Annotated in this window: 15 protein-coding genes; all 15 read right to left on the reverse strand. The window is 31.7% G+C overall.

Annotation, left to right across the window (positions count from 1 at the left end; translation table 11 throughout):
* On the reverse strand, positions 1-178 hold a 178-nt coding region (locus IM744_RS19985; RefSeq protein WP_194509944.1), incomplete at its 3' end, for a transposase.
* Between the two features lie 264 nt (positions 179-442).
* On the reverse strand, positions 443-1,675 hold the full coding sequence (locus IM744_RS19990; protein WP_194509945.1) for a DUF711 family protein: 1,233 nt from the start codon (positions 1,673-1,675) through the stop codon (positions 443-445).
* A 161-nt stretch (positions 1,676-1,836) separates the two neighbouring features.
* Positions 1,837-2,595, reverse strand: a complete 759-nt coding sequence (locus IM744_RS19995) for a DUF6090 family protein (protein ID WP_194509946.1) — start codon at positions 2,593-2,595, stop codon at positions 1,837-1,839.
* Between the two features lie 182 nt (positions 2,596-2,777).
* On the reverse strand, positions 2,778-4,244 hold the full coding sequence (locus tag IM744_RS20000) for a hypothetical protein (protein WP_194509947.1): 1,467 nt from the start codon (positions 4,242-4,244) through the stop codon (positions 2,778-2,780).
* Positions 4,245-4,437: 193 nt separating this feature from the next.
* Positions 4,438-5,049: a DUF6252 family protein gene (locus IM744_RS20005; RefSeq protein ID WP_194509948.1), complete on the reverse strand. Its 612-nt coding sequence runs from the start codon at positions 5,047-5,049 to the stop codon at positions 4,438-4,440.
* Between the two features lie 182 nt (positions 5,050-5,231).
* On the reverse strand, positions 5,232-5,756 hold the full coding sequence (locus IM744_RS20010; RefSeq protein WP_194509949.1) for a hypothetical protein: 525 nt from the start codon (positions 5,754-5,756) through the stop codon (positions 5,232-5,234).
* 729 nt (positions 5,757-6,485) lie between these two features.
* A complete protein-coding gene (locus tag IM744_RS20015) occupies positions 6,486-7,049 on the reverse strand; it encodes a hypothetical protein (RefSeq protein WP_194509950.1) in 564 nt (187 codons plus the stop codon).
* Positions 7,050-7,056: 7 nt separating this feature from the next.
* The gene (locus IM744_RS20020; RefSeq protein ID WP_194509951.1) at positions 7,057-7,329 is read right to left on the reverse strand and encodes a hypothetical protein; all 273 of its coding nucleotides are present in this window, start codon (positions 7,327-7,329) and stop codon (positions 7,057-7,059) included.
* A 159-nt stretch (positions 7,330-7,488) separates the two neighbouring features.
* The gene (locus IM744_RS20025) at positions 7,489-8,463 is read right to left on the reverse strand and encodes a bile acid:sodium symporter family protein (RefSeq protein WP_194509952.1); all 975 of its coding nucleotides are present in this window, start codon (positions 8,461-8,463) and stop codon (positions 7,489-7,491) included.
* Positions 8,464-8,621: 158 nt separating this feature from the next.
* Positions 8,622-9,953, reverse strand: coding sequence for a DUF58 domain-containing protein (locus tag IM744_RS20030; protein ID WP_194509953.1), 1,332 nt, complete (start codon positions 9,951-9,953; stop codon positions 8,622-8,624).
* A gap of 118 nt (positions 9,954-10,071) precedes the next feature.
* Positions 10,072-11,070, reverse strand: coding sequence for an AAA family ATPase (locus IM744_RS20035; RefSeq protein ID WP_379660185.1), 999 nt, complete (start codon positions 11,068-11,070; stop codon positions 10,072-10,074).
* Between the two features lie 108 nt (positions 11,071-11,178).
* The gene (locus IM744_RS20040; protein ID WP_194509955.1) at positions 11,179-12,375 is read right to left on the reverse strand and encodes a DUF4350 domain-containing protein; all 1,197 of its coding nucleotides are present in this window, start codon (positions 12,373-12,375) and stop codon (positions 11,179-11,181) included.
* Positions 12,372-13,130 carry a DUF4129 domain-containing protein gene (locus tag IM744_RS20045; RefSeq protein ID WP_194509956.1) on the reverse strand — a complete coding sequence of 253 codons (759 nt, stop codon included), beginning with the start codon at positions 13,128-13,130 and terminating at the stop codon, positions 12,372-12,374. The genes IM744_RS20040 and IM744_RS20045 overlap by 4 nt, the downstream gene beginning before the upstream one ends.
* Positions 13,123-14,064: a hypothetical protein gene (locus IM744_RS20050; protein ID WP_194509957.1), complete on the reverse strand. Its 942-nt coding sequence runs from the start codon at positions 14,062-14,064 to the stop codon at positions 13,123-13,125. The genes IM744_RS20045 and IM744_RS20050 overlap by 8 nt, the downstream gene beginning before the upstream one ends.
* Positions 14,051-15,028, reverse strand: a complete 978-nt coding sequence (locus IM744_RS20055) for a stage II sporulation protein M (protein ID WP_194509975.1) — start codon at positions 15,026-15,028, stop codon at positions 14,051-14,053. Before IM744_RS20055 ends, IM744_RS20050 begins: the two co-directional genes overlap by 14 nt.
* Positions 15,029-15,048 lie beyond the last annotated feature (20 nt).

A 15,048-nucleotide genomic window follows, 5' to 3' on the forward strand; every position in this document is an offset into this window, starting at 1 on the left:
TGGTGTTCATTAAGTCTTTACGATTATACTTTTTAATCCACACGTTTACTGTTGTAGGTGCAATAGAGTAGAGTTTACAAAGTTCACTCTTTGTGTGTTTTCCTGTTGTAAGTTCAGCTAAAATTTTTAATTTAAAAGGTTCGCTGTAACGTCTAATTACTTTGTCATTTTTGTACATAATGTTTAAAATTATGTAGCCTTTATTCAGGACGGGTCAAAATTGTGCACAACGTCTCCGTATATGAAACGTAGCGTGCAAAAAAGACGCTATCGTTTCGGATTATACACGAGCCGAATTTTTAAATTTTTCTTTTTATCTTAATTTTTCTAAAAGCCAAATTTAAAAATTTGGCGGTCTTCGCAAATACATACAAACCTCTCGTAAAGCCTATAATAGCTATGTTTTATATACATTGTTGGCAACTGGCTTTTCTTCATACTATTAATTCAATTTCATAACAACCGAAGAAGTCAGATAAGGATTATCAAAACTAATAATATCGCCAGCATTTTTTTCGGGAATTGGAAATAACCTTGCCGACAAAGCTTTGTTGAAATATTTAATCGATAAAGATGCTACATCTCTGTATATTCCTTCAATCGTTTCTTTTGATATATCTCCAGCAACAGGAATAACATCTAAACCCGTTCCTGAAACAGATGAGAACAACAACAATTCCTCAACAGTATAGTTGTCTTCCATTGCTCTTTTTGCTAAAACCATATCCTCAATTATAGGAAGCATTAGTCCTGAATAACCACAAGATTTTACGTCTAAATTTTTGATGACCGTTGTAATTATCGAGCAAGCACTCAAAGTTGTTGGACTGCCAAATGGTTTACCTGTTAAAGTCTCAATTGCTTGTCCAATACTTGCATCTAATCCAGGTGCAGGTGAAGTATCAATTCCGTCATAGCTCCAGTCAGAAGTTTGTAGAGTTTGACCTATAATTTCAATGGGTTTAAACTGTTTGTTCAATTCGTTTTTTAGATTAGTTTCTGCGTTCTCCCAATTAGATTTTTCAAATACTTTAGTAATAAGATTGGGATATTCTAATCCTATAGCAAAACTGTTTTTCCCTTTATGATATGCGGCAGGAAAAAAGGGTATTCCGTCCGGACAATTTGCGGAAGCAGTAAATCTAAAATTCGCTTCGCCACCTTTACTGTTCTTCGATAGTGCAAGACAAATTTCTGATGCTGTTTTAATTGTCTTATGATGTATTCCGTGACTCTCTGAAGAAATTGAAACATTAAAATTAATGTTAGAAGTCTCTTTAATTAATTCAACTGTCCATTCAGCAAGGTTTTCATCATATTGATTGCCAGATATCAATTCGCCAATAGATAGACTTATACTATTTTGAACCAATATTTTGTCAATTTTTTTGAGTTGTTTTATTGTATGTTCAGTTGGCTTGTTTGTGACTAACTCGTGTAAGTTCTGTGTGGAAATTCTTATGTCCTGTACTTCGTAACCATTGTTAGTATATATTGTTTTTGCTTTTTCTAAAAATGCAATTGCCTTATTTATTGAATTTAAATCATCAAGATTTTCTAAAGTTACGCCTGCAGTAATTGTCCTAATTCTAAAATCAAAAGTTTGCATTGGCTTATCAGCACTAATAAACAAAAGCGAAATAATCGAAAGGAATAATAATTTACTTATTTTCATATTTATGTTTTTTTAGCTTGTTGCCAACGGTTTTGTGTATGGTTAGTTGCGTGTTTCAGCAACTAATTTAGTAAACAAAAACGAACGCGAGAAAATTCCGAAGGAATTTTCCAAATAAGCACTTGCCAAAGCAATTAATTATACACGGTGTTGTGCTTTCGTTATTCTCGCAATTGTTCATCAATTTTAAGGATAATGTCTTTTGCTCTTTGTTTTGTTTTAGTTAATATATTGTCCAAATATCTTTTTCGATATAGACTCATTTTTATAGAATTTCTCATTTGGGGTTTATCTAATTGTTCTATAAAAACAGTTTTTCTATTTTCTTCGGTCTGTGCAAACCTTACATCATTTTCCGTGTAAGTGAAATTTGCATAAATATCAATTTCAAAACCCATTGCTAACCAAAGAGAACCATCTGCTGTGGTATCATCATCATCCCATTTTATAATTTTTTGATATGCATTAGCATTCAGAGTGTAATAGGTATTGATGTCATTATATAGTTCGTTGAATTCAAAAAAATCCGTTATTCCTGCAGTTATGACTTTTTCATAGCTTTTATTATTTATAACATAATAGAATGAATAATAAGGAAGGTTGTTAAATAATTCATTCGCAGATAATGTGTCTAATTCGGTACTATTAAGTAATAATGTAGCATTTTCTATGACTTCCGGAATATCTTTGATATTTTTAGAAAACTGCATTGTATCTGCCTGCATATCCAAACGGATGTTATTTAACAGATTTCTAATAACCAATTTTTCCTTTCGATCTTCGTTCCACGTGTTGATGCTCAATGCAAGTAAAATTCCGATTACGACAAGAATAATTTCACCGATTGCATAAGTCAGATATTTTCCGAATTTATTTTCAGTCAGAGTTTTTTGTCTAATTTTTCTAAAGAATTTTATCATTGGTTAGCGGTTGGTGTTAATGAAGCACAACGGTTTTGTGTATGGTTAGTTGCGTGTTTAAGCAACTAATTTAGTAAACATTTACGAACCCGTGAATATTCCGCAGGAATATTCGCAAGTAGGCTAGAACCAAGCAATTAATTATACACGGTGTTGTATGCCGTTTTTTTTCATTCCGATTATTAAACTTTAGAAGCTGATGCTTTTCTTGTAGCGTCTATGACTACTATGTTTTCGTGATTCTCTTTTTTAATTTCTTTTAAAACTTTATTGACCTTTCGGATATCTGATGATGTGTAACATAAAACTACTGAAATATCACTAGCAGATTTTGATGCAGATTTATAAACGTCTGTTTGGTTTTCTAAGTTTCTCTTTAACGAAGATGATTTAGCTAACTTAAATTCAACAATAGTTGAATCTCCACTTCCAAAAGAAACTTTGTAATCTGCTGGACCACGACCATTATTTACTTCCGCATTTACATCATATGGTGAAGCATACCAAGTCAGCCTAAATATTCTTTGTATAGTGTCTTCCTTCGCAATAGGTCTATGACCATCGTAGAAAATACGATAACCATCATTATTTTCAATTACGTCTTTTAGATACAAAGCTCTTTTAAGAGATTCATCATAACTATTTGACTGTAATTTGTAAAAATCACTATTCTTATTTAGTAACTCACATAGTGGTGTTAGAGCATCAACTAATTTTTCTTTTAGTTCATTAATTTGTGACATTGAAGCAGAAGTAACTTCATACTTTTTGTCTTCTTTTAGTTTTATATAAAAGTCTACTAAATCAGGAAATTTCCTGATTGTTTTTAAGAATGCATATTCTTTATCTTTCTTTTTTGGTTTTCTTGGTAAATGAGACCTGAAAAAATCATTAATAGCTGAACGTAAAGATGAATTTTCTAAAGACCTTGTTACATTGTGAAAGCTTGAATAAAAATCAGAATTATTGATTACAGCATCATCTACTGTTAAAATATCTAAAGGTGTTAGAATAATGAAATCTCCACCGTTTTCTCTAAAAAAGTATGGCAGTTTAAAAGTTCTAGGTTGCCATATTTTTGTTTTTTTATCGAATCGACACCTTATTGAAAAGTCTTTGGTTTGATTTTCTTTTAAATGCTTTTTTGCAAAATTTTCGGTAAACTCAAGTAGATATTCTTGTATTAAGTTTGTCGTAAAATCACTAATAAAATCTTTTCCAACTCCAGAATTTAAAAGAGTCAATTTTTCTATATGAGTTTCAGCAGTTATTTCTTCTTCTCCAAAAGTGCTATAAAAACCATTAAAAGCTGTAATAGCTCCATTTGCAAATTTCTTTCCTAATCCTTTTCCTCCATTTCCATATTTTGCCAATCCTAACCAATTTTGTTTGATTTCGGGAAATTTGAATAGATTTAAATTGACATCTATTCCGTTATTTTCTGTCGCAAATTCTTTTAAAATGAGTAAATGTTCAACTACTTTTTTATGAAGTTCTTTGTATTCTGGTTTTTCAGATGCAAATAATAAAAATGGGTCAATAAACATTGGTAAGTCAGAACTCAAACAAATATTTAATGCTCCAAATTTTTCTAAAGTTGAATTGTCAATTTCAAAATAGTCGGAAAAAAGTAATTTAAAATTAGACATATTTCATTTTTTTGATGGATTGTTCTTGGTTTGGTCAAATGGCATACAACGTTGTTGTGTATGGTTAGTTGCGTAGTTAAGTAACTAAATTAGTAAACAAATACGAACCAGATAAAATTCCGAAGGAATTTTCCAAATAAGCACTTGCCAAAGCAATTAATTATACACGGTGTTGGCAAATCGTTTTTTATTCTTAAAATGAAATTGTGTAAGTTATGTCAAATCGACCTTCTCTAATTTCCGCAATTTCTCCACTATTAACTTCTTCACTGTCAAACCAAAAAGTTCCAGAAATAATCTGATTTTCTGTATCTAATTTTATAATCTCTAATTCTCCAGAAACCTCATTGTTTGTAGTATATACATAAACAAGCTGATATCCTGTTCCGTCATCATTATAAACTATATCATCCCAAAAACCATAGGTTGCGTGAATATTATCATTTTCCTCTATAATTATTGGATAAATTCCGCCTTCTTCCAGAGGTGTTTGTGAGCCAGTCATTTCAATTCGGATTGATTTATTCAATATTTCGTTATCGGCAAAAATGCTTAATCTGTATCCATTAAAAAAATATTCATCATAGACATATAGAGCTTTTAGAATTGGCACAGGGTCGTTTATGTTTAATCCACCTGCATCTCTCGGTAGAAAAATCTGTTCATTTATTTTGCATCCAAATGTGTTTTTTCCTTCTGTTGTTAAATTCGGAAGACTTGATGTAGTTCCATCGTCGTCATTTGGTCCACAACTGAAAAACAGAAATAGAATAAAAGTTAAGTTCAATAATTTAATTTTTCTCATTATAATTCTTATTTACTCTGTAGATGCGATTTCTTTCGAAAGGTTGCGTCAAATGTTTGCCAACGTGTTTGTGTATGGTTAGTTGCGTGGTTAAGCGACTAAGTTAATAAATAATCACGACATAGAAAATCCGAAGGGATTTTCGTACGTAAGCAAGGAAAAGCAATTAATTATACACGGTGTTAGCTGTAGTATTTTATTTCTTTTTCCATTAAATTTCCTTTGTAAATTGTCACATCATATTCAAATTCAAATGAGTTAATAAAATTTCCATTTTCAGGAACGAACATTAAAGTATAAATAATATTCAGTTTGTCAAAAAGTAAATCGAAGCTCCGAATTAACGATTCCGATTTTATTTCCAACCAATCAGTTTTGTCGATAAGAAACTCATTCTTAATTAAAATTCTACCTGATTTCTGTTCCAAAATCCAGTTCTTGATTTCATTCTTAACGTACAATTCTTCATCAATTGTTTTAAACCTCAATTCCGTATAGATTGGTTTTTTAGGTTTGTCATACAAAGCTGGTTCAGCAATATTTTCTATATCTATGTTTGAAGAAACAACTTTCACTAATTCAGATTCCAAACTATTCAATTCGGTCAAAAATTCATTTAGAGCATTCTCTTTTTTCTCGATAATAATTCGATTATTATATTCAGCTCTTTTTAGCTTTAAATACTCTATTCTGGTCGTTTTGGTCATATTACAGCTAACGGGTTTGTGTATGGTTAGTTGCGTGTTTAAGCAACTAATTTAATAAAGAAACACGAACCAGAGAAAATTCCGAAGGAATTTTCCAAATAAGCACTTGCCCAAGCAATTAATTATACACGTTGTTGTAGCTAGTTATTTTTTTTCAAATTCGAATACAACGTCAGTATTATGTAAAAATAGTTTTGAATTAGAAAACCGAATTTTCATTTCGATGATTATTTCTTTTGATTTAATTATAAGGTGATTATCGTCATTAATTTCCCATGTTCCTTCCGTTATACTCTCTTGGTCTTGCTTTCGTGAATAAATAATCAAATCATTGAATTTATAAAAAATGAGAATTAGCGTATTGTTTTTTGTCGGTTCCTCATTGGGAAGGCATATTAAGGGATTAGTGTATCGCTCGGACAACAAAGTCCATGAGCCTATTATATCCCTCTGATAATCAGATTGAGAATATCCTATATTAGAACTAAAAATTAAGAATAGAAACAGCAAAGTTCTCATGAAAAGAAGACGAGAAACTAATACAAATGTTACCGAAATTCGCTAAATAATAATTCAAGAAATTAGCTACAACGTTGTTGTGTATGATTTCGTTGCGTGGTTTAAGCACTAAAGTTAGCAAATAAATCACCGATAGAAAGTCCGCGAGGACTTTCGTAGGTAGGCTAGAACTAGCAATGAATTATACACGGTGTTGCCAGTAGTTTTTTTCTACAAGTATTTAATATTGCTCAGTAATTCGCTATATTTCAGCATATCTTCAGTGTCAATTTCAACAATTCCGAGTTCACTGACTTTTTCAGATTTTGCCATTTCCTCTTCTATTTCTAATATCTGCTTTTGAATATTTAAAGTTTGAGCAGTCGAAACATAAGGTAAATTAGCTGGTTTGTTTTTTCTGAAATAATCTTGACAGAAAAAGAAAGCCGTATTCAAGTCTTTTACGCTCTCTTGATTAATCCAAGTTTTTTCGGTCAAATGAATTAACCAATCCCAAACTAAATGACCATTATAATCTCTGGTTTCCCAAAATCTACTACTCTCAATAATATAATCTCTTCCACCTTTACCAACTAAAGCATCAGATTCTACTTGCCAAATTCCGAACTTTATTATTGCAATACTTGCATAAAAATCTTCGTAGTCAAATTGATTGTTCTTTTTTGTATAGTTTACTGCTTTATAAAAATCTGAATGGTCTTCGGTAAAATTATTCGGAATTTCTCCGTTTTGCCAAAGGTCATATAAATGGTTTTTTGCGTCTTGTTCAGTCATAGATTTCTTAATTTTTGCTTGTTCCTTTAATTAAATATGCACCAGCAATAGCCATTAATCCTAAATAAATTGGTGCTGCTGACATATATCCACCGCCATCGCTTGAATAATTTCCTGTCCATTCCGAACTTAAATTTCTCAATTCCACAATTCTACCAAAATCGTTAGAAAACAGATTGAGAGTAAACAGTAAAACTCCAATAATTGGTGGAATCAAAAGTATAATTCCTATTATCCTTTCAATATTTGGTTTTCTTTTAATTTCGTTATTTTCTTCCATTTTACTTGGTTGGTTTAAATTACTGGCAACAATGGGATATACGCTATAGTCTATATCCACACTATAACGCTAATTTAGTAAATCTTTAAATGGTAGAAGTCATTTAATGTAGTAAGTTGCTGTGTGCAAGCAAATAAACCACAAACTCTTTTGTGATTTTTATGGATTGTCCAACTTTCGAACCCCTAATTTTGTTGCAACTATGCTGATTATTAGTATTTGTGTGGCATGAAACAACATGAGTGGTAATAATATTATACCAATAGATGCCATATTCCCAAACAGTATTTTTGAAAAAACGGTACCATGTACTAATGATTTTTTAGTACCACAAAACTGTGCTGTAATTTGATCCTCTTTATTGAGATGTATTTTTTTAGCCAAAAGCCCAGTAAGATAAAAGGCTGTTAAAAACAGTAGAATAACACCAACTAAAATGGCTATTAAATCTAAAATAGAGACAGAACTGAATATGTTATCTTCAAAAGATTGAGCAAAGCTTTTGTAAATGATTAATAGTATAATGGATTTATCAAATAGGGTAAGTTTACTACTATGCTTTTGTGCAAAGCTACCAAAGAAGCGGTTTAAAAGAAGCCCTATTATAACAGGTACAATTATCTGGACAATAAGTTTAATATAGATGTCTGTAAAATCAAATTCTGTTTCTATATCATTCACAAATAGTCCCATCCATAATGGTGTAAGAACAATACCGATAATTCCAGAGATACTGGCATTAAAAATAGCTGCAGGTATATTTCCTTTTGCCATGGAGACCATGACGACAGAAGAGGATACCGTTGATGGCAAAGCAGCCAAGAAAAAGAACGCCAACCAAATGGTTTCTTGTTCTTCATTTTGAATGAATGGATGTACTAATAAAACTAGTAAAGGAAAAATTAAAAAGGTAGAGGCTTGCACTAATAAATGTAATTTCCAGTTTTTAAGCCCTTCTTTTAATTGTCTAGGGTTTAATTTAAGTCCGTAGAAAAAGAAGATAAGGGAAATACCTATAGTGCTAATCGTGTTGATAGGAATTTTACTGTCTTGTGTTCCCCATTGAGGGAATATATAAGCTACTGCTATCGCAACTATAATGAACAGAACGAACTTATCAATCTTTATTTTCATGCATAACCTTTTTGACAAATAACTAACTTTTATTTCATATAGATTGTTAAGGTTTTTTTTCTTTCTCAAGATTTTAGATAACAACCAAAATAGAGTATTAGTGCATCTTTTATAATTTTGATGAAGCACAGTAAGGTCTTAAGAAGTGTAAATTAGATTTACAATAGTCCTCGAGCTTTAATCTCTAAATATTTATTAATGGTATCAATAGTTAAATCTTGTGGAGAGGTTAAGATAGACTGAATGCCATATTTTTGAAGTTCGTTGACAATCAATCGTTTTTCAAAAGCAAATTTCTCTGCAATGACCTTATCATAGGCTTGCTGTACGGTTTCTGATTTTTTAGTAATAAGAGTATTGAGCTCTGTATTTTTAAAGAAGATAACAACGAGCAAGTGACTTTTAGCGATTCCTTTTAAATAAGGTAATTGTCTATGCAAACTGTCTAAAGTTTCAAAATTAGTATAAAGGAGCATTAAACTTCGTTGTGTGATGTTTCGTTTAACATCTGCGTAGAGCCTGCTGTAATCACTTTCATAGAAATCTGTACTCACATTATAGAGCGTTTCTAAAATGAGGTTCATTTGAGAGGTACGACGCTCTGCAACCACAATATTTTCTACTTTCTTAGAAAAAGCTAAAATTCCTGCTTTATCTTGTTTTTTTAAAGCCACATTAGAAATCACTAACGATGCATTTATGGCATAATCGAGAAGTGTTAATCCGTCAAAAGGCATTTTCATTACACGACCTTTATCAATAATAGAATAGACAGGTTGTGATTTTTCGTCTTGAAATTGATTCACCATCAATTGGTTTCGCTTTGCGGTTGCTTTCCAGTTTATGGTTCGTAAATCATCACCCAACACATAATCTTTAATTTGCTCAAACTCCATGGTATGACCAATCTTCCGGATTTTCTTAATCCCATATTGATGCAAATTATTACTTATGGCAATCAAATCGTACTTACGCAATTGCATAAAACTAGGGTAGGTTGGTACCATTGCATTATCTTCGGAAATGAACCGTCTCGAAATAAGTCCAAAGACCGAAGTAACGTAAATGTTCAACTTTCCGAAGTGATACTCACCACGTTCTACAGGACGTAATTTGTATTCTATTTCCGAAGAACTCGACGCTTCTAATTTTCGTTCTATACTAAAATCTCTAACTTGGAATTGCACAGGTACTTCATCAATAATCGTCACATTAACATTAAACGTGTAATAGTTACTGATAACTAGGTTTACAGGATTCTCATCACCATTAGAAAATTTCTCTGGTAATACACGCTTGCCTTTAACTCCGTTTTTAGCAGCAAATAGGATGATCGTGTCTAAAATAGTGAGCATTGCTAATAATAAAACCAACAATTTAACAATCGCAAAACCTCTTGGGAAAATAAAACTCAAAACAAACAAAACAATGATGGCAATGCATGCATAGAAAAATCTGTTTTGAAGAAAAAATGGTTTTATACGTTTCAAAAAAATGTGTATTTGTTTGTTGTTAAGTATTGATAATCAGTAAATTAAAATGTGATCTATCTCAAATAGAAGTTAGCCAAATCCAATCCCTAAGAATACTGTTAACTTCCAGATATTTCTACCTAGGGATTTCTACAGCTTCAATAATCTGCTTAATGATCTGTTTAGTCGTTACACCTTCCATTTCGCGTTCTGGTGTGACTATGACACGATGTTGCAATACTGGTATTGCAGAGCGTTTAATGTCTTCTGGTGTTACAAAATCTCGTCCGTCCATGGCAGCAAATGCTTTACTGGCTTTTAATATAGCAATAGATGCTCTTGGTGAAGCGCCTAAGTATAAAAACGGATTGTTACGTGTGTTCACAATCATATCTGCAATGTATTTGATGAGATGTGATTCTACTTTGATTTGCTCTACTAAACCTTGAAATTTAATAATTTGAGTAGCACTCAAATGTGCAGTAACTTGATCTGTTTTGCCTTTACCTTGTAAATTATGTTCTCGATTTAAGATTTCTACTTCCTCATCAATATTAGGGTAATCAATGTCTATTTTAAATAAGAAACGGTCTAATTGTGCTTCTGGTAAACGGTACGTTCCTTCTTGTTCTACTGGGTTTTGAGTTGCTAGAACAATAAAAGGTAATTCCATTTTGTATTTATTACCATCAATGGTAACTTGGCGTTCTTCCATCACTTCAAATAAAGCAGCTTGCGTTTTTGCAGGAGCTCTGTTGATCTCATCAATAAGTATCATATTAGAAAAAATCGGACCTTGTTTAAAATCAAACTCAGAGTTTTTCATATTAAAAACAGATGTACCCAATATATCACTTGGCATTAAATCTGGTGTAAACTGAATCCTGCTAAATCCAACATCCAACGATTTTGCTAATAACTTAGCCGAAATCGTTTTTGCAACTCCTGGAACACCTTCAATAAGTGAATGACCATTGGCAAGAATAGACGCAATGAGCATGTCTATCATTCCTTTTTGACCAACAATAACTTTGCTTATTTCACCTTTTATTAACGCAATACCTTCTTGAAGCTCGCTTAAATCAATACGATTTGTAAAGCTAAGATCACTTGGTGTAGTTTCAATGTTTTGCAAAGGTTCAATAGATGCTGCTGCGTTTGGATCTCCCAATAACGACTCATCAAATTGGTCTGTATTTGGTGTTAAATCTTCGTTTTTGTTGTCGTCTAAATGTTCCATAATTTATGTTGTATAAAAATCTTCAATAGCATTATTTAATCGTAATAAATCGGCTTCATTACAAAATGTTTTTGCTTTTAAATATGCAATCAGGTTAATTAATTCTTTAATATCATCTTTATCTTTTCCAGATTTTAAAGACAAATTCTTTACAAACTTTTCATCTAAGATTTGAGTGTCTAAATAATAGACACGCCTTATATACTCTAAGAAATATGTGATTTTTTTCTCAATTAAATTGTCATGATCTTTGGTTTCGTAATATAAATTACCAATTGTTTTGGTGAAATCTACGGTCGTGTTTTTTAATGGTTCTTTGACCTCGACAATACGTTGTCGCCTCTTAGCATTAAAAATCATAAATAAAATAGTTGTGATGAGCGTTAAATACCAAGCCCAACGTAATGCTGGCTGACTAAAAATAAAACGCAATGGTGAACTGCCTAATTCTTTTCCAAATTTGTTTCTAGAATCAAAAAAGAGGGTATCATCATTAAGATAAGACATCACACTAGATGCATATTTGCGATTATCTTTTTTAAGTAAATGGTAATTTGTAAATACTACAGGTTGCAAATGCAGATAAAAATTACCAGTTCCCCAAGGTACTTCTATAAAATTAGTATAGGTGCTATCTTCAAATTTTTGATGCCCTAAAACGATTGTGTTGAGCGTGTCAATTTTTGAGAAATAAATGTTATTTAATCCTTTTTCTACGGAAATAGAATCACTTTCAAAAGCAGGATTTGTAAACGTGAATTCTGCTTTGCCTTTAAATGAATATTCATTTTGTATGTGAAATCCTAAAGAATCTAAAAGACGTTCTGGAAAGTGATTACTTGATATAAAGATGTCATTGCCATGTGATGCAAAATCTAATAATTCTTGAGCAGATGAGTTATCTAAATTAGGATATTCATCTATTACAACATATGTTCCAGTGGTTAAATAAGTGCTGTCTTCCCAAGTGTAGTAATCATCAAAATATTGATAAGGTGTTACTTTAATATCATGCACTTTACTTTCTGGGAACATGTTGGTTAGTTCTTCGTAAAAAACAAATGTACCGTACGGTATTTTTTGAGTTTCATTGTATGTTTTTTTCCAGTTTATAGGAGCAGGTGTTGAGAATTCTATAGCAATAATTCCAACAAAAAGCAGTATTAAAATCCCGACGTATATTTTTAATGTTCTACTCATTTCTTAACTGTTTTTAAAAATTGAGTAAATGCTTTTTTAGCCTTTTCAAATTGAGTGTCATCAATATCAAACTCTCCATACCAGATATAATTATAAAGGTATGAGGTATATGAAAATTCTTCTTTTGTGTCTTTGTTTTCGATTTCTAAATGGTAATCGCTATTGGTTTTCTCTACATCATAATCTATGATTTCTGCTTCAGAAAGCGTCTTCAATAACCACAAGTAATAATATCTAATAGCGAGTCTGTGATTGTTTCCTTTTTCAGCTTCTGCGATGAGTGATTTAAAATCGGTTTCGTAAATATTATTCTCAATATCTGTAACAGGAATAATAGATTTATCGCTAGACTTTCCGAAGACCCAATTACCTTCTTTATTGATAATCGCCTTAACAATAAAGAATACGACCAACAGAAAAATGACCACATAAAAAATCTTCAATGCAATATCAGTAAAATCTGAAGCTTGAGCATCACTATTGAAATCAAATAAATCCTTGAAAAAATCTGATAACCATTGTTTAAATCTAGACCACCATCCAGAGTTCTCTACATTACGTTCATAGATAAACTCATTACCGTCATATTTATCTTTTAGATTGTCATATTCTCGTTTGTTGATAGGTTCAGTATCAATGTAAACAGAATCTTGCATGGTTTGTAATCGCGTTGTGGTATCTAGAGTTATGGCATTTGCATGCGATGAGATACCGAAGAAAAAAAGGACGATATGTAAGAAAAATAATCTATTCACCAGATCCAATTAAATCAATATCGCTTTTGGTATTGATATTTTCATTATCTTCTTTAAGACTGTAATACACCACACCTTGATTGAGTTGTAAAATGACATTGAGAATACTACTTACTAGAAATGTCAACATAAAAATAGCTAGCATCATTACAGTCATGGTTTTTTGGATGGCCATTGGTTCTGGTCCTAAATTGGTGTCTATGTCTGTAAACAGATTAACCATCCCAAAAATATAAGGGATTAGTGCAATCACATTTTGTGCGATATAGCTCATTAAATAAAAGAGTCCGACACAGCCAATTGCTGCCCAAAATTTTGAGCTCATCATTTGCCAAGAGTATCCAAAACTGTCCCAAATACCGCGTTTTCCATCAAGATATTCCATAAGCGTGCCTTGATAAAATAAACTTACAGCACCTATGACCAAAGGCCATCCAAGGATCCCTATAATCGTAATGGTGAGTACAAAAATTAATATACCAGCACTAATTGTTACAGGTATTGCGACAACTATTCCGCAGAGTAAAAAAATAAATATTTTGCCAATATTGGCTTTATAAGTGTTGATAATATCTGTTGCTGTGAAATTTTTGCCATCATGTTGGGTATATAATTTCAAGTATATAGGAACGTAAGAATACGAAATCACAGTAGCAATTAAACCTACGATGATGAACACGAATAATAGTAATATAAATATGCCAGAGTTTTGATTCATGTATTCATCCAAAGCAGAAGTGTTTCCATTTATTAAGCCCCCAAAAAGAACTTCGGTATAGAATTTACTAAAAAAGTAACCTATAACGATGAGGATCAATAAGAAAATCCCATTAATAATAAAAAAGTGCTTAAACAAGTGTTTTCCATTTTGTTTTAAAAACGCAAACGTATCTTGAAAGTACTCACCAAAGCCTCTAGATTTATATAACTGCATGTAGGTTTTTTAATTTTTTATTGAGTATAAATGGGTAAATTAAATAGTAATATGAAATCAAACTTAATGTTATTAAAATAATCCCAACCGATAACCAATTAGGCATCGTGTTAGAATATCTCGTGACATAACCTTCTAAAAATCCTGCTGCAATGGTAAAAGGGAAGGTGCTTATTAAAATTTTCACACCATTTTTTACACCCATTTTAAAAGAGACTTTTCTAGAGTATGTTTTTGGAAATAGAATACTAGCTCCTAAGATTAATCCTGCAGCACCTTCAATGACGATGGCGAAAATTTCCATAGAACCATGAATCCAAATCCCACGAACACTTTCCCAAAGTACACCTTCTTGATAGAAAAAATATTGGAAAGCTCCAACCATAATACCATTAATTAACATGTAATATGCGGTTCCCAGTCCTCCAAAAATGCCCAATACAAATGAATTTATACCAACTCTAATATTATTTATGGTAATACCAATTGCACTTCCCCATGTACTTCCGCTTTTATAAACAGCAACGGGATCTCCAGCTTCTATGTTCTCCAAACTCATATTCACATATCCATCACCTAAAATTAATCTCACAAAAGAATCATCATAGGCAGCAGAAAGCGCTCCTATAGATACAAAACTTAAGAATATGGCGAATGCATAGTAGATGTAGCGTCTATATTCATAAACAATCAAAGGGACTTCAATCTTCCAGAAATGTAGGAATCTATTCGTGTCTTCGCGTTTGGTTTTATAAATTTTTTGAAATGCTTTAGCTGCTAAGTTGTTTAAATAAAGAATTGTTTTACTTTTGGGATAGTAAGTTTGAGCGTAAGACAGATCATTTACTAACTGAATATAAAGTGATGCTAATTCATCAGGGTTTTTTAGAGTTTTTCCAAAAATAGCCTTTTCAAAATTTAGCCATTTTTCTTTATTTTGTTTTATAAAAGCCACTTCTCTCATACGCATTCAAATTAAAGCAA

Origin of the sequence: Psychroserpens luteus, assembly GCF_015319355.1 — a bacterium.
Classification (GTDB): domain Bacteria; phylum Bacteroidota; class Bacteroidia; order Flavobacteriales; family Flavobacteriaceae; genus Psychroserpens; species Psychroserpens luteus.